General features: G+C 73.3%; 23 protein-coding genes and 1 pseudogene. 14 read left to right on the forward strand and 10 right to left on the reverse strand.

All coding sequences use genetic code 11. The annotated features are described in order from the left end of the window. Nucleotides 1-8: 8 nt before the first annotated feature. On the forward strand, nt 9-551 hold the full coding sequence (locus tag BLT82_RS22310) for a GNAT family N-acetyltransferase (protein ID WP_093657584.1): 543 nt from the start codon (nt 9-11) through the stop codon (nt 549-551). A 134-nt stretch (nt 552-685) separates the two neighbouring features. Then, entirely contained in the window at nt 686-1324 is a 639-nt protein-coding gene (locus BLT82_RS22315; RefSeq protein WP_093657586.1) for a LysE family translocator, read from the forward strand. Nucleotides 1325-1465: 141 nt separating this feature from the next. Here BLT82_RS22315 and BLT82_RS22320 read toward each other — a convergent pair whose 3' ends face one another. Continuing rightward, the gene (locus BLT82_RS22320) at nt 1466-2245 is read right to left on the reverse strand and encodes an enoyl-CoA hydratase/isomerase family protein (protein WP_342029421.1); all 780 of its coding nucleotides are present in this window, start codon (nt 2243-2245) and stop codon (nt 1466-1468) included. A gap of 83 nt (nt 2246-2328) precedes the next feature. Further along, on the reverse strand, nt 2329-4551 hold the full coding sequence (locus tag BLT82_RS22325) for an acetate--CoA ligase family protein (protein WP_093657590.1): 2223 nt from the start codon (nt 4549-4551) through the stop codon (nt 2329-2331). A gap of 439 nt (nt 4552-4990) precedes the next feature. Here BLT82_RS22325 and BLT82_RS22330 point away from each other — a divergent pair, with 439 nt between their 5' ends. Next, nucleotides 4991-6187, forward strand: coding sequence for an AAA family ATPase (locus BLT82_RS22330; protein ID WP_093657593.1), 1197 nt, complete (start codon nt 4991-4993; stop codon nt 6185-6187). A 113-nt stretch (nt 6188-6300) separates the two neighbouring features. Here the strand turns inward: BLT82_RS22330 and BLT82_RS22335 are convergent, their stop codons facing one another. Continuing rightward, entirely contained in the window at nt 6301-7449 is a 1149-nt protein-coding gene (locus BLT82_RS22335; protein WP_093657595.1) for a flavin-containing monooxygenase, read from the reverse strand. Between the two features lie 119 nt (nt 7450-7568). Here BLT82_RS22335 and BLT82_RS22340 point away from each other — a divergent pair, with 119 nt between their 5' ends. Continuing rightward, complete coding sequence (locus BLT82_RS22340) at nt 7569-8021, forward strand: DoxX family protein (RefSeq protein WP_093657597.1); 453 nt, start codon at nt 7569-7571, stop codon at nt 8019-8021. Further along, a complete protein-coding gene (locus BLT82_RS22345; RefSeq protein WP_093657599.1) occupies nt 8018-8524 on the forward strand; it encodes a Zn-ribbon domain-containing OB-fold protein in 507 nt (168 codons plus the stop codon). Before BLT82_RS22340 ends, BLT82_RS22345 begins: the two co-directional genes overlap by 4 nt. Here BLT82_RS22345 and BLT82_RS22350 read toward each other — a convergent pair. Further along, complete coding sequence (locus tag BLT82_RS22350; RefSeq protein ID WP_093657782.1) at nt 8493-10469, reverse strand: PE-PGRS family protein; 1977 nt, start codon at nt 10467-10469, stop codon at nt 8493-8495. The genes BLT82_RS22345 and BLT82_RS22350 overlap by 32 nt on opposite strands. Nucleotides 10470-10489: 20 nt before the next feature. Beyond that, the gene (locus BLT82_RS38050) at nt 10490-10666 is read right to left on the reverse strand and encodes a hypothetical protein (RefSeq protein WP_244292076.1); all 177 of its coding nucleotides are present in this window, start codon (nt 10664-10666) and stop codon (nt 10490-10492) included. 377 nt (nt 10667-11043) lie between these two features. Between BLT82_RS38050 and BLT82_RS22360 the strand changes: the two genes are divergently transcribed. The 4 genes from BLT82_RS22360 (at nt 11044) to BLT82_RS22375 (ending at nt 14129) form a co-directional block, all read left to right on the forward strand. Continuing rightward, the gene (locus tag BLT82_RS22360; RefSeq protein WP_244292077.1) at nt 11044-11478 is read left to right on the forward strand and encodes a Scr1 family TA system antitoxin-like transcriptional regulator; all 435 of its coding nucleotides are present in this window, start codon (nt 11044-11046) and stop codon (nt 11476-11478) included. After that, nucleotides 11475-11729: a DUF397 domain-containing protein gene (locus BLT82_RS22365; RefSeq protein WP_093657601.1), complete on the forward strand. Its 255-nt coding sequence runs from the start codon at nt 11475-11477 to the stop codon at nt 11727-11729. The genes BLT82_RS22360 and BLT82_RS22365 overlap by 4 nt, the downstream gene beginning before the upstream one ends. Nucleotides 11730-11737: 8 nt before the next feature. Further along, on the forward strand, nt 11738-12562 hold the full coding sequence (locus BLT82_RS22370; RefSeq protein WP_093657603.1) for an endonuclease/exonuclease/phosphatase family protein: 825 nt from the start codon (nt 11738-11740) through the stop codon (nt 12560-12562). Between the two features lie 484 nt (nt 12563-13046). After that, entirely contained in the window at nt 13047-14129 is a 1083-nt protein-coding gene (locus BLT82_RS22375) for a hypothetical protein (RefSeq protein ID WP_093657605.1), read from the forward strand. Between the two features lie 110 nt (nt 14130-14239). On the opposite strand, the gene BLT82_RS22380 is transcribed toward BLT82_RS22375, so the two are convergent. The 4 genes from BLT82_RS22380 to BLT82_RS22395 all read right to left on the reverse strand — a co-directional run bounded on the left by BLT82_RS22380 (nt 14240) and on the right by BLT82_RS22395 (nt 18697). Further along, nucleotides 14240-15847, reverse strand: a complete 1608-nt coding sequence (locus tag BLT82_RS22380; RefSeq protein WP_093657607.1) for an alpha/beta hydrolase — start codon at nt 15845-15847, stop codon at nt 14240-14242. 365 nt (nt 15848-16212) lie between these two features. Continuing rightward, nucleotides 16213-16902, reverse strand: a complete 690-nt coding sequence (locus BLT82_RS22385; RefSeq protein ID WP_093657609.1) for a pyridoxine/pyridoxamine 5'-phosphate oxidase — start codon at nt 16900-16902, stop codon at nt 16213-16215. 10 nt (nt 16903-16912) lie between these two features. Next, entirely contained in the window at nt 16913-17341 is a 429-nt protein-coding gene (locus BLT82_RS22390; protein WP_093657611.1) for a pyridoxamine 5'-phosphate oxidase family protein, read from the reverse strand. Between the two features lie 177 nt (nt 17342-17518). Beyond that, nucleotides 17519-18697 (reverse strand): thiolase C-terminal domain-containing protein, encoded by a 1179-nt coding sequence (locus tag BLT82_RS22395; RefSeq protein WP_093657613.1) that lies wholly within the window; start codon nt 18695-18697, stop codon nt 17519-17521. Between the two features lie 48 nt (nt 18698-18745). On the opposite strand from BLT82_RS22395, the gene BLT82_RS22400 reads away from it, so the two are divergent. From BLT82_RS22400 to BLT82_RS22410, 3 genes are all read left to right on the forward strand, one after another. Further along, the gene (locus tag BLT82_RS22400) at nt 18746-19117 is read left to right on the forward strand and encodes an iron chaperone (RefSeq protein WP_093657615.1); all 372 of its coding nucleotides are present in this window, start codon (nt 18746-18748) and stop codon (nt 19115-19117) included. A 253-nt stretch (nt 19118-19370) separates the two neighbouring features. Further along, entirely contained in the window at nt 19371-20618 is a 1248-nt protein-coding gene (locus tag BLT82_RS22405; RefSeq protein WP_093657617.1) for an acyl-CoA dehydrogenase family protein, read from the forward strand. Then, nucleotides 20618-21106 (forward strand): nitroreductase family deazaflavin-dependent oxidoreductase, encoded by a 489-nt coding sequence (locus BLT82_RS22410; protein ID WP_093657619.1) that lies wholly within the window; start codon nt 20618-20620, stop codon nt 21104-21106. Before BLT82_RS22405 ends, BLT82_RS22410 begins: the two co-directional genes overlap by 1 nt. 264 nt (nt 21107-21370) lie before the next feature. Here BLT82_RS22410 and BLT82_RS22415 read toward each other — a convergent pair whose 3' ends face one another. Further along, nucleotides 21371-22018 (reverse strand): TetR family transcriptional regulator, encoded by a 648-nt coding sequence (locus BLT82_RS22415; protein WP_093657621.1) that lies wholly within the window; start codon nt 22016-22018, stop codon nt 21371-21373. 258 nt (nt 22019-22276) lie between these two features. Between BLT82_RS22415 and BLT82_RS22420 the strand changes: the two are divergent. Then, a pseudogene (locus BLT82_RS22420) lies at nt 22277-23059 on the forward strand (VOC family protein); the annotation flags it as partial. A gap of 329 nt (nt 23060-23388) precedes the next feature. Further along, nucleotides 23389-25782: a protein serine/threonine kinase AfsK gene (locus BLT82_RS22425; RefSeq protein WP_093657623.1), complete on the forward strand. Its 2394-nt coding sequence runs from the start codon at nt 23389-23391 to the stop codon at nt 25780-25782. Nucleotides 25783-25833 lie beyond the last annotated feature (51 nt).

The following is a 25833-nucleotide window of genomic DNA, read 5'->3' on the forward strand; positions in this document are numbered from 1 at the left end:
AAGCTCGCATGCTCAGAGGCGACAAGGTGGGGCTCAGGGCCCGGCACGATGACGACATCCCGATCCTGCGGGCCGAGCTCTACGACGACGTGGTCAACTCCTCGCGTTCCGAGGGCGGGCCGTGGCGGCCGATCACGCCCGGCTCGAAGGATCCCCGGCTCGTGGTGGACGACAAGGAGCAGGGGAGCGTCCCGTTCTCCGTGGTGGAGCTGGACGGCGGCACGCTGGTCGGCACCGCGGTGCTGTGGGGCATCGACAACCACAACCGGTCCGCCCACATCGGGCTGGGCCTGCTGCCGTCCTCCCGCGGCAAGGGCTACGGCACCGACGTGGTCGCGGCGCTCTGCCACTACGGCTTCGTCGTGCGCGGCCTGCAGCGGCTGCAGATCGAGACGCTGTCGGACAACCACGCCATGCTGCGCTCCGCCGAGCACAACGGCTTCGTCCGCGAGGGCGTGCTGCGCTCCTCGGCCTGGGTGCTGGGCGAGTTCCTGGACGAGGTGATCCTCGGGCTCCTCGCCCAGGACTGGAAGCAGGGCGCGAAGCTCTAGCCGCCGTCCGACCGGCCAGGCGGGCGGCGGAGCCAGACCCGGGGAGAGCGCACGGTGCCGCGGCAGGAACGGCCGACGGGTCCGCGCCGGGAAAATGGGTCGCGGGGGCGGCGGCCCGGGGGTTCCATGGCCCCATGCCGTCCACCGACCGTCTGCTGGCCTTCGCGGCCATGTCGTTCCTGCTGATCGTGATTCCCGGCCCCAGCGTGCTGTTCGTGATCGGGCGCGCACTGGCGCAGGGGCGCCGCGCCGCGCTGACCACGGTCGTCGGCAACACGCTGGGGGCCTATCTGCTCGTCGTGACCGTCGCCCTCGGGGTCGGCACCGTCGTGGAGCGCTCCGTCCTGGTGTTCACGGCGCTGAAGCTCGCGGGCGCCGCGTACCTCGTGTACCTCGGGGTCAGGGCGGTACGGCAGCGGGGATCCCTGCAGTCGGCGATCACGGCCGGCGGCCCCGGGCACGGGAGCGCGCGGACGCTCTGGGAGGGGTTCGCGGTCGGGGTGGCGAACCCGAAGACGATCGTGTTCTTCGCCGCCGTGCTGCCGCAGTTCGTGGACCGGGAGGCGGGGCACGTCGTGCTGCAGATGCTGCTGCTGGGCCTGGTCTTCAACGTCATCGCGCTGGTCTCCGACAGCGTCTGGGGCCTGGTCGCGGCGACCACACGGAGCTGGTTCGCCCGGTCGCCGCAGCGGCTCGCCGTGGTCGGCGGGGTCGGCGGGCTCACGATGATCGGTCTCGGCGTCACCGTCGCGGCGACGGGCCGCAAGGACTGAACCCGCGCGCCCCGGGGCGCGGCCGGGCGCTGTCGGCGAGGGCGCGCGGCCGCGCCGTGCCACCGGTGTTCGTCGCCGGTCGCCGGTGCCGTGGCCGGTCGGAGGGCCGCCCGCGGCCGGGTGCCGCGCCGGCGACCCGCCCTACCGTCCTCGGTACTCCGGCGCCCGGCGCTCCACGAAGCTCGCCACGCCCTCGTTCGCGTCCCGCGTCGTCATGGCGATCTCCACGGCCGACGCCTCCGCCGCGAAGGCGGAGGCCCGGTCGGTGTCGAGCGAGGCGTTCACCAGCTGCTTGGTGAGCGCGAGGGCCCGGGTCGGGCCCTGGGCCAGGCGCTCGGCCCACGCGCGGGCCGTCTTCTCCAGTTCGTCCGCCGCCACGACCCGGTTGACCAGCCCCATCCGCTCGGCGTCGGCCGCGGACAGCGCGTCGCCGAAGAACATCAGCTCTTTCGCGCGCTGCGGTCCGACCAGCCGCGGCAGCAGATACGCACCGCCCCCGTCCGGGACGAGCCCGCGCCGTACGAACACCTCGACGAAACGCGCGGAATCGGCGGCGAGGACCAGGTCGCAGGCGAAGGCCAGATGCGCCCCGATGCCGGCCGCCGTGCCGTTCACCGCGGCGATCACGGGCTTCTCGCAGTCCAGCACGGCGGCGATGAACCGCTGGGCCCCGAGCCGGATCATCCGGGCCACGTCTCCGGGCACCCGCTCCCGCCCGCGTTCCTCCGCACCTTCAGGGGGTGCGCCGGACGCGGGGCTCCCCGAAGCGGACCCTCCGGGACGCTCCCCGCGCAGATCCGCGCCGGCGCAGAAGCCCTTCCCCGTCGCCGTGATCACGACCGCCCGGACGTCCGGATCGGCGGACGCGTCCGAGAGGAGCGCGATGATCCGCTCGCGCTGGGACCAGGTGACGGCGTTCATCGCCGCGGGCCGGTCGAGCGTGATCCACGAGACCCCGTTCTCCGCGCGGTGCAGCACGCCGCGCGTCACCGGCTCCCCCTCGCTCACCGGCACACCGCCAGCGCGTCCAGCGCCACCGCGCCCTGCCCGCGGGGCAGGACCATCAGGGGGTTGATGTCCAGTTCCGAGAGGTCCCCGCCGAGCTCCAGCGCCATCCGCTGGACCCGCAGGACGACCTCGACGAGCGCGTCCACGTCCACGGGCGGGCCGCCCCTGACCCCCTCCAGCAGGGCCCGGCCGCGCAGTTCGGCGAGCATCGAGCGGGCCTGGTCCTCACCGAACGGCGGGACGCGCACCGCCACGTCCCGCAGCACTTCGACGAGCACCCCGCCGAGCCCGACCGTCACCGTCGGCCCGAACAGCTCGTCCTGAGTGACGCCGACGACCATCTCCACCCCCCGCTCGACCATCTGGCAGACGAGGACCCCGTCCAGGTCCACGCCCTCGTAGCGGGCGATGTCGGTCAGTTCGCGGTAGGTGTCGCGGATCTGGCTGGCCGAAGTCAGACCGATCTTCACCAGGCCCAGCTCCGTCTTGTGCGCGAGCTGCGGGGCGGACGCCTTCATGACCACCGGGTAGCCGACGAGCCCCGCCGCCCGCACGGCGGCCGCCGCACTGGTCACCAGCTGCTCGCGCGGCACCCGGATCCCGTAGGCGCGCAGCAGTTGCTTCGCCGCGTGCTCGCTGAGCCGGTGACCGGGGCGCAGCAGTGCCTGCGCCTTGCGGAAGGAGGGGGACAGGGTGCGGGGTGCCTCGTCGAAGGGGGAGCGGTAGCCGGTGGTGAAGCGGTGGTGGTCGAAGTACGCCCTGACGGCCGTGATGCAGTTGCCGAACGTGCGGAAGGTCGCGACCCGGGACGAGCCGAGCAGCGTCGTCCGGTACGCCTCCTCCGTCCCGACCGGTGAACCCCACACCACGCACACCAGTTTGTCCGTGGCCTCGGCCGCGTCCACCAGGTCCTGGGCGAGTTTGTCGCTCATGGGCGGGAAGGGGCCGGTGATCGGGCAGATCAGCACGCCGACGCCGGGGTCGGCGAGGATCGCGTCGATGATCTTCCGGCCGCGCCAGTCGCCGACGGGATGCCCGCCGTTGTCGACGGGGTTCGCGACGTTCAGGTACTCCGGTATCCACTGGTGCAGTTCGGCCTGGCGGACCGCCGACAGCTGGGGCAGCCGCAGGCCGGCGGCGGTGGCGAGGTCCGCGAAGTGCGCGCCGGTCCCGCCGGAGATCGAGTAGACGACGACCCCGTCGGCGGCGGGCCGGCGGGCCCGGGCCAGCAGGGCGGCGGTGTCCTGGAGTTCGTCGAGTCCGTCGACGCGGATCACCCCGTACTGGCGCATCGCCGCGTCCACGACCTGGTCGGCCCCGGTGAGTTTGCCGGTGTGCGAGGCGGCCGTCCGGGCGCCGGCCTCGGTGCGGCCCACCTTCACCGCGACGACCGGGACGCGGCTGCGGGCGGCCCGGTCCGCCGCGAGCAGGAAGGACCGGCCGTCCTTGAGGCCCTCCACGTAGCAGGCGATCGCCCCGACCTCCGGCCGTCCGGCGAAGTACGAGATGAAGTCCGCGGTCTCCAGGTCGGCCTCGTTGCCGGTCGGCGCCCAGTGGGAGAGCCGTACGCCGAGTTCCTGCATGGTGAAGACCGGGCGGCCCTGGTGGCCGGACTGGGTGATCAGTGCGATGGCGGGGCCTTCGAGGTCGTCGCGGAACCGCTCGAAGGCGTTGAGGTTGGTGTTCGGCCCGAGCAGCCGCAGCCCGGAGCGTTCGACGGCCGCTGCCAGCCGACGCTGGGCGTCGGCGCCGGCCTCGCCGGTCTCGGCGAACCCGGACGCGAAGGCCACGGCGAACTTCACCTTGGCCTGGCCGAGTTCCTCGATGACGGGGAGCGGATCGCCGACGAGCAGGACGGCGAGGTCCACGGGCTCGGGCAGTTCCGCGACGGACGGCACACAGGGCAGCCCGAACACGGCGGTACGGGTCGGATGGACCGGGTGCAGTCTCGCCCCGACCCGCGCGGCCCAGGCGATCAGCTGCCGGGTGATGCCGGTGTTGGGCCGGCCGTCGGCGTCGGAGGCACCGACGACGGCGACGGACTCGGGCCGGAAGAAGCGGTCCAGATCGGGCACGGGCGCGTACAGCGGACGGCCGCTGACGTCGAGGTCGCCCTCGGCCGCGGTGACGCCGTGGACGGCTGCCCCGGTCTGCTGCCCGCAGGCCACGACTCGGGCACGGAGGTCGGTGGTCAAGGTGCCGTGGGTTGATCCAAGCATCGTTCCGCCCGCTCCTTGCTCGTCGGCCAGGTTACTGACGCATAGTCAGATTACAGAACTGACGGCATGTCAGGAACTGTCCGTGCGCCGGGAAGTACCTGGGAGTCCGGCCGGGTGGGACGCGCAGGGATGCCTGCCCGGGCCGGCCCGGAAGGAACCCGTCCCCGGGCGATCGGCCCCAGGATGGCCGGATGCACGGGAGGGACTGGCCGGAACGCCGGTACCGGTGGGGCTGTGGAACCTCACCGCGGGGCCTGGGCCCTGCGGGGCGGACGGGCCGTGACGGCGCCGGTGCCGGCCCTCACGGGGCGGAAGTCGCCCCCGGCATCAGGACCGGACGCCACCGCCCCCGCCGAAGCCCTCGTCGGGTCAACGCCGTCCGCCCGATCCGCGTCTACCCGGGTGACCGAGCACCGCCCCCGAAGGAACACCCCACGCAATGATCACCACCCTGGCGGTTGAGAACTACCGTTCACTGCGCAAACTGATCGTCCCGCTCGGCCGGCTGACCGTGGTGACCGGCGCCAACGGAACGGGAAAATCCAGCCTCTACCGCGCCCTGCGGCTCCTCGCCGACACGTCCCGCGGCGGCGCCGTGGCGGCCCTCGCCCGGGAAGGCGGCCTGCCCTCCACGCTCTGGGCCGGCCCGGAGAACATCAGCCGTGCCGTGAAGGAGGGCCGCCATCCCCTGCAGGGCACGCTGCGCAGCGGGCCCGTCAGCCTGCGCCTGGGCTTCGCCGGCGACGACTTCGGGTACGCCGTCGACTTCGGCCACCCCGTTCCCGTGAACAACGGCTCGACGCCGTCGCTGTTCAACCTGGACCCGGAGATCAAACGGGAGTCGACCTGGGCAGGGCCGGTGCTGCGCCCGGCCGCCCTGCTCTCGGACCGGTCCGGACCGGCCGTCCGGACCCGCACCGCGAAGGGCGACTGGCACCGCAGCACGGGCGAGCTGCGCCCCTACGACTCGATGCTGAGCGAGTTCGCCGACCCCCAGCTGGCCCCGGACCTGCTGAGCATGCGCGAACGCATCCGGTCCTGGCGCTTCTACGACCATGTCCGCACCGACGCCGAGGCCCCGGCACGCTCGGCCCGCATCGGCACGCGTACGCCCGTCATGTCCGCCGACGGCTCCGACCTGCCGGCGGCGCTGCAGACCATCCGGGAGACCGGCGACGCCGAGACCCTGGACGAGGCCGTCGACGCCGCCTTCCCGGGGAGCCGGATCGCCGTCGACTCACGCGACGGCCGCTTCGCACTGCAACTGCACCAGAAGGGGCTCCTGCGTCCCCTCGAGGCCGCCGAACTGTCCGACGGCACACTGCGCTATCTGCTGTGGGTCGCGGCACTGCTCACCCCGCGCCCGCCGTCGCTCATGGTCCTCAACGAGCCCGAGGCCAGCCTGCACCCCGATCTGCTCGCACCCCTCGCGGACCTGATCGTGACGGCGAGCCGGGACACCCAGACCCTCGTCGTCACCCACGCCACGCCCCTGGCGGAGGCGCTCGACGCGGGCGGCCGCCGCCGCAGGACGGATCTGCGGAAGGTCGAGCTGATCAAGGAGTGGGGCGAGACGAAGGTCGCGGGCCGGGAGGGCCCCCTGGACGAGCCGCTCTGGTACTGGCCCAAGCGCTAGGTGTATTGATCACGAGCCTTGTTCACGACGGCCGGCGCCGGGCACCGTCCACACCCCGGAGGCGCCACATCCCGGTGTCGCGACACCCCGGAGGCGGCGCGCCGGCCGGCCGGTCACTTCGCCAGGGCCTTGGCGATCTTCCGAGCGTCCAGGGCCATCTCACGGAGCATCCCGCTGATGGGGTTGGTGAACCCCGTGAAGTACAGGCCCGGGGCCTCGCGCGGGGTCCGGCCGCCGTGGACGACCGGCCGGCCGCGCTCGTCCAGTACGCCGAGATGCCCCACCAGCGGCTCCAGCGCACGGTGGTAGCCGGTGGCCGCGATGACCGCCTCGGGCGATATGCGGGAGCCGTCGGCGAGGACCACCTTGCCGTCGTCGAACGCGTCGACGGCGGCGACCGGCTCCACCTTCCCGGTGCGGACCGCGTCGATCAGGCCCACGTCCTGCACGGGGATCGCGCCCTGCCGGACACGTGTGTACAGGCCCGCCTCCGGGCGCGGCAGACCCCGGTCGGACAGATCGGGCACGGCCACCCGCGCCATCAGCCGGCCCGCCGCGTCGACCAGCCGCACGGGCAGCCGCCGCACGAGGATCCCCGTGCGCTGCGCCGGCCAGCCGGCGGTCGAACGGCGCACGATGTGCGGTGCGGTCCGCACGGCCAGCCGCACCCGCGCGGCTCCCGCCCCGGCCAGGTCCGCCGCTATCTCCGCGCCCGTGTTCCCGGCTCCGACGACGAGCACGTCCCTGCCCGCGTACGGCGCGGGATTGCGGTACGCGGAGGCGTGCAGCAGTTCGCCCGTGTACGAGTCCCGGCCGGGCCAGTCCGGCGTACGGGGGGTGTGGTTGAACCCGGTCGCGACGACGACGGCCCGCCCGGTGAGCCGGCGGCCGCCGGACGCGTGGAGCACCCAGTCGGAGCCCTCGGGCTCGACCCTGGACACCTCCACACCCGTCACCAGCTCCAGCTCGTGGAACTCGGTGTACTTCTCCAGGTAGCGGACCACGTCGTCCCGGGCGACCCAGCGTCCGAAGCGGCGCGGCATGGGCAGGCCGGGCAGCCCCGACAGGCGCCGGGTCGTGTGCAGGTGCAGCCGGTCGTAGTGACCGCGCCAGGACGCGCCCACGGAGTCCGACTTCTCCAGGACGACCGCCCGCACCCCGCGCTCCCGCAGGGCGGCGGCCACCGCGAGGCCGCCGGGTCCGGCCCCGATGACGTACACGGGGCGGTCGTTGGTGAGGTCGATGGCTCTGTGGTCGGGCATGAGCGCTGACTCTAGTGGCGCGCGGTTGCGAAACGGTCACGGCCGGCTACCTCTTGCGCACACGGGCCCTCTTCCGGTGAACTGACGTACCGTCAGAAAGTGTGGGGAGGGGACCGGGGATGCGGACGATCTGGCTCACCGGCGCCGAATGGCTCGCCGTCCTGCGCATCGGCCTGGGTGTGTGGTGGCTGGAGAGCTGGCGGCACAAGGACAGGAAGGGCTGGTTCGAGCGCGGCACCGGCATTGCGTGGGCCGCCGACGTCGCGGCGAAGCACCGCTGGACGGCGGTCAGGTCAGGATTCGACCGGATCGTCGCCCCGCGCCCCAAGGCTATGGCGTACGTCGTCGTCTACGCCGAACTCGCCATCGGACTCGGCCTGATCACCGGCTTCCTCACCCCGGTCGCCCTGATCGGAGGGCTGATACTGAATCTCCTCTACCTGGTCCTGATGATCCACGACTGGGCCGAGCAGGGGCAGAACGCGATGATGGCGTTGATCTCGCTCGTCGCGCTGCTCGCCATGTCCTGGCAGACCTGGTCCCTCGACAGCGCACTGGGGCTCTTCCTGTGAGCGCGGGCGGGAACGGCGGCGGGAGCACCGGCCGGACCGCTGCGGCCCCCGGCGGGACGGCTGCGGCGGGGACCGCGGCGACCCCCGACATCGACGACTTCACCCGCCCCTGGTGGGACGCGGCCGCCGAGGGCCGGCTGCTGGTCCGCCGCTGCGCCGCGTGCGGACGCGCCCACCACTATCCGCGCGAGTTCTGCCCGCACTGCTGGAGCGAGGACGTCGCCTGGGAACAGGCGAGCGGCCGGGCGGCCCTCTACACCTGGTCCGTCGTCCACCGCAACGACCTGCCGCCCTTCGGCGCCCGCACGCCCTACACCGCCGCCGTCGTCGATCTCGCGGAGGGTCCGCGGATGATGACCGAGATCGTCGAGTGCGCGGAGGCGGACCTGCGCATCGGAATGGAGCTGGAGGTCGCCTTCCGGGAGGAGGACGGGGGAGTGGTGGTGCCGGTGTTCCGCCCGGCGCCGGACGTCAGCCGGAGGGCTCGGCCATCCGGCGCATGACGGCGACGGGAATCGTCGGGTTGACCAGGGCGTCACGGACCGTCCTCAGGTCCCGCAGCAGCCGCACCAGCGTGCGCGCGGGCAACCGCCCGTGCCGCACCGCCGTCACGCGCACCCATTCGTGCGGGTCGTCGAGCAACCGCACCGCCGACGCCGTCGACAGCCGCGGGTCCTCCGCCGCCCGGCGCCGCACCTCCCAGTGGGGATCCCGGCTGAAGCGCGCCACCAGCTCCGCCGTCGAGTCCGGGTCGTCCAGCGCCAGCTGACGCAGCCGGTGATGCGGATCGTCCGCGTACCGGAGAAGATCCCGGCGCGGGAAGTTCGGGTGCGAGCGGGGCCTCCCCGGGAAGCTGAAGCTGCCGTCCCACCACAGCCACACCTCCAGCAGCATGGACGCGGGCGCGTCGTCGCAGGACTCGGCGAGGAACAGCCGTACGACCCGGTCCTCGTCCCGGGCCAGGCGCTCGACGACGTCCGGCGGGAGTCGTTTCGCCCGCGCGGCACTGCTGCGCAGGAGGAGATGGGACGAGGCCGCGCAGCGGCGCATGGCCTCCGGGTCGTCGTGGAGCGCACGGACCCAGGGCAGCGTGTGCCGCATACCGTCCGGGTCGACCTCCGCCCGGACCGCCGCCCGCTGCTCCTCGGTCAGTTCGGGCCGTACGGACACCTGGAAGCGGACGGTGTCGTCGTCGTCCTCGGCGAGCACGGCCACCAGGTCGGGGTCCAGACGGGGATTGCGTGCCACGGACCGACGCCGTGCGGCGTCCTCGTGCCCGCACAGGTACTCCGCGAACCGCCGCTCCAGACGGCACGTCTCCAGGACCTCGTCGTCGAAGCCCTGTTCCTCGAACACCGACCGGGGCAGAGGGTGCGTCGCGTGGTGCCGCAGCAGGGCCGCGGCACGCACACCGGAGTCGGCGTCGCCGAGCAGCGCCTCCCGCGCCGGGGGCGCCAAGTCCTCCCACCCCGTGCACGCGGCGGCGCGGACCCGCGCGTCGGCGTCGGCCGCGAGCGCGGCCCGCAGCCCGCCGGGCAGCGCCGGGAAGCGGGCCGCCTCGGCCCGCACGAGCGCCGAAGCGTCCCCGGCGAGCCGTTCGTACCCCTCTGCGGTCAGCTCCGCGCCCATCCGTACGGCGTCCTCGGCGAGCAGCGCCCGGCGCGCGGAACCCGGCTCGGCCAGGACCAGCCGCGTCCACTGCCCGGCGGTCAACGGATGCCGCACTTCGGCGAGTTGCGCCCGTACGTCCGGGTTCGGATGGCCGACGGCGGCGTCCACCACCTCCGGCGGCAGGTCCTTGCGCCACAGGAGATCGGCCGCCGAGTCCAGCAGCCGCACCAGCGCGTCCTCGGGCACCGACCGGTTGAACCCGAGCCACTCGCGCCAGCCCGCGCGCAGTTTCTCCGTGGGCCGCATCGGTCCCTCGAAGAGCGACGTCCACGCGGCCTCGCGCTCCTCGGGCGTCTCCCGGGCCTCCGCCCGCGCGGCCTCCTCCTGCCGCTCCCGGATCCGGTCCACGGCGACCAGCCGGACGTCGTACTCCTCGCAGGTGACGCCGAGCAGCGACTCGCCGTCGACCGCCACGGTCACGAACTCGGGCCGCCCCGGCCGTTCGCCGAGGACGCCCGCGAGGTCCCACGACGCGCCGAGCCGCACCCGGACCCAACGCCTCGGACCACTGCGGGAATCGGCGACGTCGACGAGGAACACGCCGTCCGCGCCGATCACCCCGTACTCGACGGCGAGCCGGTGCCACTGCGCGTTGATCTCGGAGACGAGGTCCGGCCGGTCGTGGCGCACGGTCGCGGCCGGTTCCGTGCCCGTCGCGGCGACCGGCCGCCACGCGGCCTGCGACGGCAGGACGTCCTCGTCCCGGGGCCATTCGCCCACGATCTCCAGCCCGGCGCGTGCCATCAGCCCGGCGAACTCTTCTCTCCACCCCGTCATACCGGCCATGATCCCCCGGCTCAGCCCCCAGGCGACAGGCACAGCTGCGCGGTGACCACGGCGAACAGCAACTCCGGGTCCACGAACTCCCCGGCGCCCGGCGGCCCCGCGCGCCAGGACAGCGGATACGTGTTGTCGTCGGCGGCCGGGACGCCGGCGTACTGGTCCCCGCGCGCACGGGCCGAAGCAGGCGGCACCGGGCGGTCAGGGATGCTCCTTGCTGCTGCCCGGCGGGATGAGGAAGTACGTCCACCGCCCGCGCCACATCTCCCGCACGACGGGCCCGGGACGACCGCCGGTGGCCCGGACGAGGTGGTGCAGCACGGCCTCGCCGCGGACGCCGTGGACGCGTACGGCGTCGAAGTGGATCCCCGCGAGCCGTAGTTGAACACCGGACGCCGGGACCCAATCGGGGAGTTCTCGCTGGTCTTGCCCCCGAGGATCGCGTCGGTTGCTTAGCGTGACCAGAGGGACACGGTCCACATCGGGCGGATGTGGGAAGGGCGGTGGCAGCTGTGGGATCGGGCAGGTAGCCCTCGCCCGCGCGGAGGCACGTGGGCGAGCTGGTCAAGCTGTGTACGAGCCGGAGGAGATCGACCGGCACGTGGAGGCACGGCTGGAGCGGCAGGACGTGCTCGACCGCAGGCCGAAGCCGATCGTCGCCTATGTCATCGAGGAGTCGGTGCTGCACCGGCCGATCGGCGGTGGGGCGGTGCTCAAGGAACAGCTCGCGCATCTGCTGGGGTCGGTGCGGACGAGGGACCATCTGACGGTGCAGGTGATGCCGATGGAACGGGAGGTGCACGCAGGACTGAGTGGGCCGATGCAACTGCTGAGCACCCGCCAAGGGGCGGAATCTCGGGTATACGGAGGGGCACGGCGGAGCTACGTTGATCTCCAAGCCGGACGGAGTCAACCGGCTGTTCGACCTCTTCGGGGCACTGCGGCCCAGGCCCTCACGCCCTGGGAGTCCGTGGAACTGATCGAGAGGATGGCGGCGAGACCGTGAACCCCGACCTGGTCTGGTTCAAGAGCAGTTACAGCGACAACGAGGGCGGCGCCTGCCTCGAAGTCGCCTACGCCTGGCGCATCTCCAGCTACAGCACCAACGAGGGCGGAAGCTGCGTCGAGATCGCCGCCTGCCCCCACACCGTCCACGTCCGCGACTCCAAGGTGCCGGACGGCCCGATGCTCAGCGTCGCCCCGGCCTCCTGGGCGGCGTTCGTCGCCACGACCGCCGTCCCGCGCCCGGCCCGGTAGCTCGCGCCATGCGTGTGGTGACGTGGAACGTGTGGTGGCGCTTCGGGCCCTGGGAGAAGCGGCGGCACGCGATCCTGGCCGTCCTGCGCGAGCTGAGGCCCGATGTCGTCGGCCTCCAGGAGGTGTGGGCGACGGGTGACGAGAACCTGGCGCAGTGGCTCGCCGGGGAGCTGGGGCTCCACTGGGCATGGGCGGCCTCCGACGCGCCGCAGCGGTGGCAGAAGAGGAACGGCGAGCCGGATGTCGACTTCGGCAACGCCGTGCTCAGCCGCTGGCCGGCCGCCGGCCGCGAGGTCCTGCGGCTGCCGTCGAACACGAGGTACGAGGACGGCCGCCTCGTGCTCCACGTCCGGCTGGAGGTGCCCGGCGGCCCGCCCGTGCCGTTCTTCACCACCCATCTGACCTCGGACCCCGACGCGTCGGCCGTGCGCTGTGCACAGGTGCGCGAGCTGGTCGGTTTCGTCGCCCGGCACCGGGGCGACGGCCCCCACCCCCCGGTGATCACCGGGGACTTCAACGCCTGGCCGGACTCCGACGAGATCCGGCTGCTCGGCGGGCTCAGGACCGCGCCCGCCGTCGCGGGGCAGGTGTTCCTCGACGCCTGGGAGTACGCGGACCCGTCGGCCCCGTCCGCGACCTGGGACACGGCCAACCCGTACCTGTCCGGCTTCGGGCCGAGCGTCCGCATCGACTACATCCACGTCGGTCCGCCCGGACCGGGCGGGCTCGGACACGTGCGCTCCGTCCGGCGGGCGGGCTTCGGACCGGTGGACGGCGTCTGGCCGTCCGACCACGCGGCGGTCGTCGCCGACCTCGTGACCGCCGAGGGCTGACGGCACCGGCCTCGGTCCCGCTCCGCGCAGCGCGGCAGGCCGTGGGAACACGCTTGCGATACCAGGTGTACGCGGGCGATACTCCGATTCCCCTCAACATCTTTGTCCATGACGCTTTTCCGGTTGTCGGGGGATTTCGGCCGTTGCGTACGTCCATGCCTGGTTCCGCACCTTCGCCGCGCGCCCGATGCGCTCCACCGTCCCCGAAACGCCCCGACAGGGTGCCACGTCGCGCCCGCCGCGGGGTGCGGCCGGCGTCTTCCGGCCGGCTCGGCCCGACGGGGAACGCGGGCCCGCGTCCACGCGGTTCGCCCGTGCACGGCGGCCACCGTTCAGCTCCGACACCGCGCGGCCGCCGGCTGCCACCGATCACCGAGGTTCTTGTGAAGCTCCTTCCACGGGTCTCCCCGACCCCTCTCGCCGTCGCGCCGTGGGCGCCGGACGAGTCCGCCACGGCCGGCGCCCCCGCAGTCAAGGGCGGTGTGTGACCGTGGACGTCGCCCGCATCGTCGTCATCGGGCTCGGCATCGCGTTCGCCATCGGCTGCTACCGCCGCATCATGGGCCCCTCCTCCTCCGGACGGCCGGGGTCGTCCCGGAAGGCCGAGCGGCTCGGACTGCTCCCGGAGTCCCGGCAGAACACCCGTCGGTCGGCTCCCGAGCCGGAGCTGGAGCGGGCCACGGCCTCGGCGGCGCGGGGCCGGTGGGAGGAGGCGGCGCGGCTGATGGCCGTGACCCGGGAGCAGCGGGACTGGGCGCGCCGGTCCCACTACGCCGACGCGTTCGGCTCGCACAGGTCGGCCGTTCGGGGCGGTCTGCTGGACGTGTGGGAGGCCGCGGCCGGTCCGGACGACCCTGACCTGGCGGGGGTACGGGCGAGGGCGACGGTCAGTCTGGCCTGGCACTTCAGGGGCGGCGCCTGGGCGAAGGACACCAGCAGGGAGCAGTTCGCCGGCTTCCACGCGACGCTCGCCCGCGCCCCGCAGGAGAACGCGCGCGCCGTCGAACTGAACCCGGACGACCCGACGCCGTACGTCGCCGAGATCTGGACCGCGCTCGGTCTCGGCTACACCCACGAGGACATGCGGCGGCTCTGGAAGGAGATCACCGTCCGGGACCCGCACCACTACGGCGCGCACTACGCGGCGCTCCAGTTCTGGTGCAGGAAGTGGCACGGCTCGGAGGAACTGGCCATGTCCTTCGCCCGCGAGGCCGCCGCCTCGGCGCCCCCGGGCAGCCTGCTCACCGCCATGCCGCTGATCGCCTGGTACGAGCACCGCGACAGCGACGCGAAGGCCGCCCACTTCCGCACGCCGGACGTCGTGGGCCTGGTCGACGCCGCACTGGTGGACGTGGCGGCGGCCCGGCCGGACCATCCGGACACGGCCGACGTGCGGCATCTCCTGGCGTACTTCCTGACCCGGCAGGGCCGGTACGACGCGGCGCTGGAGCAGTTCCTGCTGGTCGACGGGTACGTCGACGCGCTGCCGTGGCGCTACTGGACCGACCCGGCCGCCGTGTACTGCGGTTGGCGGGACCGCGCGGTGCGGGGCGCGCGCCGGGGCTGAGCGCCGAAGCCGGAGTCCGCGACGGCGGCCGGTGCCGGGCCCGGACGCGACGTGGGGCCTCCCGTGGCGGGAGGCCCCACGTCGTTCGACCGGGGTGGTGTCGCCGTGCGTCAGAAGCGGTCGCGCATCCCCGGGATGCCCGGGATCCCCGGAGGCGTCGGCAGCGGAAGCTGCAGCCGGTCCTTGCGCTGGCCGGCCGGCGTCCGGCAGGTCAGGTCCTTCGCCGGGAGCCTGCCCGTCGTCAGATAGGCGGTGGCCGTCTTGTCCGCGCAGGACTTGGAGCCGTAGATGCCGTGGCCCTCGCCGCCGAGAACGGTGACCATGCGGGAGCCCTTCATGGCCCGGCGCAGGCCCTGACCGCTCGTCAGCGGCGTCTGGGAGTCCCACTCGTTCTGCAGCACGAGCGCGCCCACCTTGTTGTCGATCCTGGTGGCCTGCTCGGGGCCGTTCTTCCAGAACGCGCACGGCTTGATGTTGGACGCGAAGTCGCCGTACAGCGGGTACTTGGCCTTGTCGCGGATCGCGTCGCGGCGGTACTGCTCGGCGTCGCGCGGCCAGGAGCGGGTGTCGGCGCACACGACGGCCCAGAAGCTCGCGTCCCCGTTGTCCGAGGGCACGGCGCGGGCGAACGACGGCGGGACGGGGCTCGGCGAGGAGCCGCGCTCGCGGGACGGTGCGGGCTTCTTGCCCGCGGCGGCCTTCTTCAGGTCGGCGACCGTCTCGGCGGCGTTGACCACGTCGAAGAACACCGCCCGCCCGGCGCGGATGTCGTCGCCGGTCATGCGCGTGCCGTCGAATTCGATGGGCTTGCGGTCGGCCTGGGCGACCAGGTCCCAGAAGGTCTTGCGGACCTTGGCCGGGGTGTCACCGAGCTTGTACTGTGCGTGCCGCTTCGCGGTCCATTGGCTCCAGTGCGTGAACGCGGGCTCGGCGCCCTCCGCCCACACCTGGATCATTCCCCGCCAGATCCGCTGCGGGTCGACGGCGCTGTCCAGCACGAACCGGTCGGCCCGCTTGGGGAACATCTGCGTGTAGACGGCGCCGAGGTAGGTGCCGTACGAGTACCCCAGGTAGGAGATCTTCTTCTCGCCCAGCACGGCGCGGACGACGTCCATGTCGCGTGCGGTGTTGCGGGTGGTGAACTGGAGCAGCGCGTCACCGCCCTTGGCCCGGCACTTCTCGGCGACCGTACGGGCCCACTTCACGTCCTTGGCGAACGTCGCGGCCCTGTAGGGCCGTTCCCAGTTGCGCTCGCCCTCCTTCAGCCCGCAGCTGACCGGGGAGCTCTGGCCGACGCCCCGCGGGTCGAACCCGATGAGGTCGTATTGCTTCTTCACGGACGCGGGCAGTTCGCTCGCCAGGTACAGCGGCATGCCCAGGCCCTCTCCGCCGGGACCGCCGGGGTTGAGCAGCAGCACGCCGCGCCGCTCCTTGGTGCTGGTCGCCTTCATCCGCGACACCGCGATCTCGATCTTCTTGCCGCCGGGACGGCTGTAGTCGAGCGGCACCTTGAGCGTCGCGCACTGGTAGGACGCCGGGCTCTGGGCGTCGCAGCGCTTCCACTTCGGCTTCTGCTGCGTGTACTGCTTCAAGGGGTCCGCGGCGGCGGGGGCCTTGGATGCCGGGGTGGCCGCGGAGGCGACGGCGGGCGTGAGCGCGGGGACGAGGGTCGCGACGGCGCTGACGGCCAGAACGGGGGCTATTCGTCTGCTTCGCACAATGATGCCGGTCCTTGTGAAGGGGGTGGTCGATTGCCATCCACCCTTCCGCAGAGCGCAGTTGTGCGAATCCCTCGCCGGGCCCGAGCCCGGTCCGCCCCCAGGAGGAGGACGCGCCACGACGAATGGTTCCTCGGGCTGAGAACGGAAGCGGCCGATTTTCCGTCGGGCCGGGGCGAGTCGGAGGGAACACCCGGTCGGCGGGCGGGACCCGGCCGCGTCCCGGGGATCGGGCGGAGCCGCCCCGGCGGCGATGCGAGGCGGCGTTCGGCTCACGACATGGCGTGCCGCTCAGGGCAGGGGCGGCGTCTTCGAGCCCTCCGGTACGGGCGCCGCCGCGCCGGCCGTCCGGCCGCCCGTTCCTTCTACGGCCACAGCAGCTCCCGCACCCACCCGTCCGTGTCGCCCTCACGCCGGTAGCGCAGCCGGACGTGGCGGCGGCGGGTGTCCCCCTGGAAGAACTCGACCTCGGACGGGACGAGCACGTACACCGTCCAGGTCTCGGCCGACGCCTCCGGATCGGCCTCCGCGCGCTGCCACGCGGCCGCGCTCGCCCGCCGCAACTCCTCCTGCGAGCCGAGGACCTCGCTCTGCCGTCCGACCAGGGCCGCCGCCAGCGCCCCGGTGGACCGGGCGTGCAGATCGGCGTAGGCCTCCTCCGGGGTACCCGACACGACCCGGCCGCGGACGCGTACCTGCCTGCCCTGCAGAGGCCAGTAGAAGCCGAGCGCGGCCTCCGGACGGGCCGCCAGCTGGCGGCCCTTCGCGCTCGTCGCATGGGTCGCGAAGTGCCAGCCTCGGGCGTCCGCGTCGTGCAGCATCAGCGTCCGCAGGTCCGGACGGGAGTCCTCGTCCACGGTGGCGAGCGACATGGTGTGCGGCTCCGGCTGGCCGGCGGCCGCGGCCGACACGAACCAGCGGTGGAAGAGCTGCACCGGTTCCGCCGGTGCGCCGTCCGGGTCGAAGGGCGGCAGGTCCGTGTCCCAGACCTTCAACGACCTGAGCAGCTCACGGAACTCTCGGGCGGTGCCGTCGCCGCCGGGCTCGTGCGTCATGCCCCGATCATCACACCCGGCCCAGGTCGGACGACAGCCACCGCTGCGGCCGCATCCGGATCACGACCGTCTCGCCGTGGTCCTTGAGGGCGAACTCGACATAGCCGTCGACCTTGTCCGGCGGAAGATAGCGGGCGGCCAGCTCCCGCAGCTCGGCCTCGCCGCCGGGCTCCGTCGACGTCACCGGCCCCTCGACCTGGACGTAGCGGATCGAGGGGGCCAGCCGGTCGACCATGAGCGAGAACCGCCCCGCGGCGCCGATCAGCCGGTGCTTGCGCGAGTCGCGCCCCGTCAGGATCCAGATGTCCCCGCCGGGCTCGTACTGGTACCAGATCGGCACGCTCAGCGGTGCCCGGTCCTCCTCACCGGAGTCGATCGCGATCGCCGCGACATGGGGCTCTGCCAGGAACTGCTCACGCTCTTCGCGACTGAGGGCCACGGGAGTCTCCTTACGAGCTCGTGAACGGTCCGCGGGAGCGGGCCGACTCCCACGGTCCACCCACTGTGCCGCAACCGCCGCCCGCGCCCCGCCCTGGACGCGCGGGAACCGGCCACGCGGTCCTCCACCGCGGAACCCGTTGCGCCGGCGAGCGCCACCGGCGCCCGCCCGTGCCGTTCAACGGCCCAGCACCACCGTCCCCGAGGAGCAGAACCAGCCGCCGGTGCCCGAGGCCACGGCCAGCTCGGGGACGCTGCCGTCGGCCCGCCGCACCTGGTGCCCGCCCGCCTCCCCGCGCAGTTGGCGAACCGCCTCGACGAGCAGGAACAGGCCGCGCATGCCCGGATGGCAGGCGGACAGCCCACCGCCGTCGGTGTTCACGGGCAGCTCGCCGTCCAGCCGAAGCCGCCCCTTCTCCACGAACGCCCCGCCCTCTCCCTTGGCGCAGAAACCCAGGTCCTCCAGCGTCACGAGCGTCATGTACGTGAAGGCGTCGTAGACCTCGGCGATGTCGATGTCCCCCGGCAGCACGCCCGCCCGGCCGAACGCCAGCCGCCCGCTCACCGCGGCCGGGGAGACCGTGAAGTCGTCCCACTCCGACATGGTCGTGTGGGACACGTGCTCGCCCGTGCCGAGGACCCACACAGGTGCCTTGGCGGTGTCCGGGACGTACTCCTCCGCCACGAGGAGCACCGCGCATCCCCCGTCGCTGCGGATGCAGCAGTGCAGTCTGGTGAACGGGTCGGCGATCACCGGCGCCGACAGCACGTCGTCCACGGTGATCGGGTCGCGGAACATCGCGTCCGGGTTGCGGGAGGCGTTCGCCCTCGCCTGGACGGCGACTTGGGCCAGCTGCTCCGCCGTCGTCCCGTACTCGTGCATGTGGCGCCGGGCTGCCATCGCGTACTTGGCGATCAACGTGTGCCCGTAGGGCACCTCGAACTGGAGCGGGCCGCGGGCGCCGAAGGAGAGGTTGGCGGTGCGGCGGCCCGCGCGGATGTCGGCACGGGCCGTCGAACCGTAGACGAGGAGCACCGCGTTCGCGTGGCCCGCTGCGATGGCGTCGGCGGCATGCGCGGCCATGACCTCCCAGGTGGCGCCGCCGACGGACGTGGAGTCCACCCAGCGCGGCCTGAGGCCCAGGTACTCGGCGACCTCGGCCGGGGCGAGGGTGCCCAGCCCGGCCGAGGCAAGTCCGTCGACGACCTCGCGGCCGAGCCCCGAGTCGGCGAGGGCGCGCCGTGCGGCCTGGGCGTGCAGGGCGTACGGGGTGGGGCCGTCGACACGGCCGCAGTCCGAGAGGGATATGCCGGCGACGGCGACCTTGCGGGGGTGGCGCTGAGGACTCCTTGGCATGTATCTGACGGTACATCAGCTACGGGGGGTCGGCGGTACCCTCGGGGCATGGCCGGATCCCATGCGGAAGACGTCGACGGATACCTCGCCGAGGTGGCCGATCCCGATCGGGTGACCGCCCTCGTGCGCATCCGCGAGCTGTGCCTGACCCGGCTCGGCGACCACGAGGAGGTCATGGCGTACGGCATGCCCGCGTACCGCAGGCCCGGCGGGGAGCCGGAGATCGCCTTCGCCAACCAGAAGCAGTACATCTCCTTCTATTTGATGCGGCCGGACGTCCGTGAGGCCTTCGGCGAGCGGCTCGCGGACCAGGACATGGGCAAGGGGTGCCTGCGCTTCCGCCGCGCCGAGCGGATCGACTTCGCTCTCGTGGAGGACCTGCTGAAGGCGGTCGCGGCGGGCCCCGGCGAGAGCTGCTGACCTGGCAGGGCGGACCGGCGCCCGCAGCGGGCGCCAGGCGGGCCGGCTCCGGCCGCGCCACGGGTGTGTCCCTGTCCGCCACGCGGTGCCGACGCAGGGCGCCCGGCTCCGGCCCTCGGCGCCCGGATGGCCGGCTCCGGCCCTCCGTGCCCGCAGGGGCGGCTCCGGTCCTCGCTACCCGCACGGCCGGCTCTGGGCTTCTGCCGCCCCCGCCCCTAACATGACGGCCCGTCAGACGTCGAGGGGAGCCCCGATGGACGCCGCCTTCACCAGGGAGCAGTCCGAGATCCGCCGCACCGTGCGCGCCGCCTTCGCGAAAGGCGTGCCGCCGGGCCCGCCGGGACGCGACGGCACCGCCGCCGAGGCCGGGCCGGGTCACGACCCCGCCCTGTGGTCACGACTGGCCGGCGGCCTCGGGCTGCCCGGTCTGGCCCTCGACGAGAGGTACGGAGGCGCCGGCTGCGGCACCACGGAGCTCGCCCTCGCCTTCGAGGAGATCGGCCGTGCGCTCGTGCCGCTGCCGCTGTTCGCGACCTGCGGACTCGTCGCCCCCCTGATCACCGGGCTCGCCACCGAACGGCAGCGCGCCGGGGTCCTCCCCCGTGTCGCCGACGGCTCGCTCACCGCCGCCCTCTGCGTCCCCGGCACGGCGCTCGCCACCGCCCTCGCCCTCACCGGCGGCGACGCGGACGGCGCCTGGGCGGGCGGCGGCCGCGCCGGCGGCATCCAGGCCCGGCCCGACGGCCACGGCGGCTGGCGGCTCTACGGGGAGGCCGAGCAGGTCCTGGACGGGCACAGCGCCGGGCTCCTCCTCGTCGCCGCGCACACCGGTGGCTTCACCCGCGGCCGCACCCTCCTCTTCCTCGTCCGCTGCCAGGACGCCGACGGTCTGCGCCGCACCCGGTGGACCGCCCTGGACGAGACCCGGCCGCAGGCCCGCGTCCAGCTCCGCGACACCCGGGCCGAACTGCTCGGCGACGACCCCGGCGCCGACGTGCCGGCCGCGCTCGCCGCCGCCGGCCGCACCGCGGCGGCGCTGCTCGCCGCCGAGGCCGTCGGCGCGGCCGAGGCCGCCCTGGACCGCACCGTCGAGCACGTGAAGGACCGGGAGCAGTTCGGCCGGGCCGTCGGCTCCTTCCAGGCGGTCAAGCACCGCCTCGCCGACCTGTACGTACGCGTCCAGGCGGCCCGGTCCGCCGCGTACTACGCCGCCTGGGACCCGCGCGAGGGGCCGCTCGCCCTGGCCCAGTGCCTGGAGGCGCTGCGGACGGTCACCGGTGGGGCGATCCAGTTGCACGGCGGCATCGGCTTCACCTGGGAGCACGAGGCCCACCTGTACTTCAAGCGGGGTGCCTCCGACGAACTCCTCTTCGGGCCCGTCCACCGGCTGCGCGCACGGGCGGCGGAGACGGCGGGCCTGTTCGCCCCGGCGGCCCCCGCCGGCGCCTTCCGCGCCGGGGCCGGATCGGGATCCGGAGCACGAGAGGGGGCGGGCGTCTGATGCGCGCCGGGATCCGTACGGTCCAGAGGATCTCCTCCACCCGTGCCTTCGCCCGCCTCGCCCCGCACGTCATCCCCGCCCTGGACCGGGCCGTGCACCGGCTCACCCGGGGAAAGGTGCTGCTCAGCGCACAGATGCTGCCCGGGCTCGTGCTGACCGCGCGCGGCGCGAGAACCGGGCTCCCGCGCCGTACACCGCTCGCGTGCATGCCGGATGAGGCGACGGGCACCTGGATCCTCGTCGGTTCCAACTTCGGCCGCCCCGGCCATCCGGCCTGGACGGGCAACCTGCTCGCGCATCCGGAGGCGGAGATCAGCTGGCGGGGCGGGGACGTGCCGGTCCGGGCGGAACTGCTGACGGGTGCGGAGCGCGCGGCGGCCTGGCAGGCGGCACTCGTGTTCTGGCCGCCGTACGCCGCGTACCAGGCGAGGGTGGAACGGGAGATCCGGCTGTTCCGGCTGACGCGGCGGGACGCCCACGGGGAGTGACGCGGTGGGCGCCGGATCGGCCGTTCCACCCTCCGCACGGGGCGGCCGCGCCGGACGCGCCTGCGGAGCGCGTACGGGCCGAGAGGTGTGCCGGCGGAGCACGCGTCCGCGGAGGCGCGATGGAGGGCCTACGGGGCGAGGGCATGCCGGGCGGCGGAGGACGCGCGGACGGCGAACGTACCGGCGAACGGTTGCCACCGGGAGTGAACGGGCGTGCCTGTGACAGGACTTGGCGCGAGCGCGCCCGTCATCGCGGCCCGCCCGCTACTTCGTCGGCTTCCTGCCCGTGATGCCCAGGTGCACCAACAGCGCCAGGTTCGGCCGCAGTTCGGCCTGCTTGACGCCCCAGGTCTGGAAGCCCTTCTGGTGCGAGGCCACCGACGCCAGCATGGCGACCAGCGAACCCGACACCGCCATCGGGCTGACGTCCTTGTCGACCTTGCCCTTGGACTGGAGCTCCTTCACCGCGTCCGCAAGGGAGCTGGTGACCGAGTTCAGGATCTTCATGCGGAGCTTGTAGAACCGCTTGTCGCCCTCGGCCGCGCCGAGGTCCACCACGCGGAGGATCGCATCGTGCTTGCGCCAGAAGTCGAGGAATCCCTCGACGAGTTGCTCCGAGGTCTGCCAGCCCGCCTTGCCGACCCAGGAACGGTCCGCGACGAGGTCCGTCAACGCCGCGCCCTCCGTGGCCATTTCCTCGGCGAGTTCGAGGACCGCGCCCTCGACGTCCGGGAAGTACTGGTAGAAGGTCGCGGGCGAGGTCCCCGCTTTCCGGGCCACATCGATGACCTTGACGTCCCGGTACGGCGAGGAGCTGAGCATCTCGCTGAGACAGTCGAGCAGCTTCTGCCGCGTCGCCTGTCCGCGACGGCCGGCGACCCGGCCGTCGACAGTGCGTACTTGTCCTGTCATGCCGTCAGCTTACCGAGGGGTGATCGGCGCGCGATTCGGCCGACTGCAAATGGGGTGCTGCCACACCGTCCCCCGGGTGGGCCAATAGTGTTATCAACAGCCTGTGGATAATTTCGGTGGACAACTCAACGAACGGCCCCTCTGAGTGCGGCGCATGTCACAGTCCGATTGACTGTGACTGACGTCACACGCCGTGCCGAGCGCTCCGCGCCGGGGAACCCGCCCGCGCGGAACCCTCGCCGAGGAAGGGGCCGGACCATGGCCGCATTCACCAAGGGCATGCCCTGCTGGGTGGACGCCCAGCTGCCCGATCTCGAAGCGGGCAAGCGCTTCTACGGCGAACTGTTCGGCTGGACGTACGGCGAGAAAGCCGCTGATCACGGCCCCTACCCGCACTACACCGACGCCCTCAGCGACGGAAAGCCCGTCGCCGCCCTCGCCTCCAAGAGCGACGGCCGCATGCCCACCACCTGGGGCATCTACTTCGCCAGCGACGACGCCGCCGCCACCGCCCGGAAGATCAGGGACGCCGGCGGCCAGGTGATCACCACCCCCGCACCCGTCGACGGCCTCGGCACCACCGTCCTCGCCGCCGACCCCGCAGGCGCCGTGTTCGGCCTCTGGCAGAAGGGCGAACGCGACGGCTTCGCACTCCACGGCGCACCCGGCTCGTTCTGCTGGACCGAGGTCTACACCCGGGACAAGGACGCCGTAGACCCCTTCTACCAGGAAGTATTCGGTTTCCAGGGCACCCCGCTGCCCGATGAGACCGTCGACTACCTCATGTGGTCGCCCGCCGGGACCGAACCGGGGGAGGACACCGCCATCGGCGCCCGCTCCGTCATCACCGACGCGTTCCCCGTGGAGATGCCCGGCCACTTCCTCGTGTACTTCTCCGTCGCCGACACCGACGCCACCGTCGAACACGCCACCCGGCTCGGCGCCCGCGTCACCGCACCGCCCTTCGACATCCCCTACGGACGTATGGCCGTCCTCACCGACGACCAGGGAGCCGCCTTCGCCGTCCTCGCCGAACCCGAGCAAGGACACGCCCCCGGACGCACACCCGGACGCACGCCCGAGAGGCGGCCCGACCGCGGCACGGCACCGCCCGGGAACCACCAGGCCGAACCGCATCCCGAACAAACGGACGAACCCCCGGCCGTCCCCGGCGCAGAACACCAGAGCGACACCCCCGGCCGGCCCGCCGGCTGAACCCGCCGAACCCGCCCGCCACCCCCGGCAGCCCGGCAAAATAGCCCGAGACACCCCGATACCGCCCCGGGTTCGCAACCGTGCCCTCCGGCAGGAACAATCAGGTGGCGACGGGGCCGTACCTACATGGCCCCTACGGGGAGGTGGCAGGCGAAGTGGAGCAGCTGACGCAGCACGACCCGAGGCGGATCGGCCCCTTCGAGGTGCTGGGACGGCTCGGAGCCGGCGGCATGGGGCTGGTCTATCTCGCACGGTCGGCGTCCGGCCGGCGCGTGGCGATCAAAACGGTGCGCACCGAGCTCGCCGAAGACCAACTGTTCCGCGTCCGCTTCACACGCGAGGTGGAAGCGGCCCGAGCGGTCTCCGGCTTCTACACCGCGGCCGTCGTGGACGCCGACCCGCGCGCCGCCGTCCCCTGGCTCGCCACCGCCTACGTCCCCGCTCCCTCCCTCGAGGAAATAGTGAACGACTGCGGGCCCCTGCCCGCCCAGGCGGTCCGCTGGCTGGCGGCCGGAATCGCCGAGGCCCTCCAGTCCATCCACGGAGCGGGCCTGGTCCACCGCGACCTCAAGCCGTCCAACGTCCTCGTCGTCGAGGACGGCCCCCGAGTGATCGACTTCGGCATCGCGTCAGGCGTCTCCAACACCCGCCTCACCATGACCAACGTCGCCGTCGGCACCCCCGCCTACATGTCGCCCGAACAGGCCCGGGACTCCCGCAGCGTCACCGGTGCCAGCGACGTCTTCTCCCTCGGCTCCACCCTCGTCTTCGCCGCCACCGGACACGCACCCTTCCACGGCGCCAACCCCGTCGAGACCGTCTTCATGCTCCTGCGCGAAGGCCCCGACCTCGCCGGGCTCCCCGACGAACTGCGCCCCCTCATCGAATCCTGCATGCAGATGGACGCCTCGCTCCGGCCCAGCCCCGAGGACCTCCAGGCACAGCTCGCACCCCACCTCTTCTCCTCCGGCGGCGACGACAGCGGCACCGCGTCCGCCTGGCTGCCCGGCCGCGCCGTCTCCCTCATCGAGGACCGCCGCGGCGGACGACTCCCCAACACCGGCGGCACCACCGGCCGACCCCGCCCCCACACACCCCCCGCACCCCCCAGGCCCGACCACGCCCCCGCAGCCGCCCAGCACGCCGGCGGCCCAGACCCCCGCAACACCGGACCCGCCCGCCCCCAGCACGCCCCGCCCGGCCCCGACCTCGGACCCGTACAGCTGCCCGGCGCCAAGGTGCCCATCGGCCCCGGCCCCCGCGCCGCCGCCGACGCCCGCTCAGCCGTCGCCGTCGACGCCGGCCCGGCCACCGGCTGGGTCCGCCCGCCCGGAGGCGAGCCCGCCACCAACGCCATGACCGCGGCCCCGCCCGTCCCCGCACCCACCACACCGCCGGACACCGGCCCCGCACGCTGGCGCCCCTGGCGCTTCCGCATGTCCAACGACGTCTGGGGCACCCCCGTCGTCGACGGCAACCTCCTCTACGTCACCTCCTTCGAAGTCCACGCCCTCGACGTCGCCAGCGGCCGCCGCCAGTTCAAGACCCGCGACGTCGCCTGGGCCATGGCCGTCGCCGGCGGACGCATCCACGCCTCCGACGGACCCACCCTCTACGCCCTCGACGCCAACGACGGCGGCGAACGGTGGCGCACCCAGACCGACGCCTGGGTCTACTCCCTCCAAGCCGCCCGCGGCACCGTCGTCACCGCCACCCGCGGCGGCGGCGTACAAGGCTGGGAAGCCTCCAACGGCGAAAGACTCTGGGAGATCACCGGCGCCCAGACCGACTTCGAAACCCCCGAAGCCGGACCCGCACTGTGCGACGACACCGTCTACGTGTGGCGCAACGCCCGCCTCCAGGCCCTCGACGCCCGCACCGGCAGCGAACGCTGGTCCTACCCCGTCGGCGACGCCGCCTCCTGCGGCGGCGTACCCGTACGCGCCACCCAGGCCCCCGACGGCTGCACCTACCTCGCCGCCGGCACCCGCGTCCTGTGCGTCGACACCATCACCGGCCACGTGCGCTGGCACTTCGAAGCCCCCGCCGCGTTCCTCTCCCCGCCCGCCTTCGCCCCCGGCCCCGCCGTCACCGGCGGCGGGCTCTACCTCGCCGACTACCTCGGCACCGTCTACGCCCTCGACGCCACCACCGGAAAGGACCGCTGGCGCATCGCCACCGAGTCCCGCCAGTCCGCCGAACCCGTCCTCGTCGCCGACGGCAGCGTCCACGTCGGAAGCGGCAACGCGCTCTACACCCTCGACGCCGTCACCGGCACCCCCAAATGGCGGTTCGCCGCCGGCGGCGAGGTCACCGGCAGCCCCGTCGTCGCCGACGGCCGGATCCACTTCGGCTCCGCCGACCACGTGCTCTACACCCTCGACGCCGCCGGCGGACAACTCCGCTGGAAACTCGCCACCGGCGGCGAGATCACCGGCTCACCCGTCGCCCGCAACGGCGTCGTCTACGCCTGCTCCAAGGACCGCTGCGTCTACGCCCTCGACGCCGCCAAGGGAACCGCCACCGGCCGGAGCGCCGCACCCCGGTAGACGCCCGCAAACGAACCCGGCCGGGAGCCCATACCCTCCCGGCCGGAACGG

Source organism: Streptomyces wuyuanensis (assembly GCF_900103455.1).
Taxonomy (GTDB): domain Bacteria; phylum Actinomycetota; class Actinomycetes; order Streptomycetales; family Streptomycetaceae; genus Streptomyces; species Streptomyces wuyuanensis.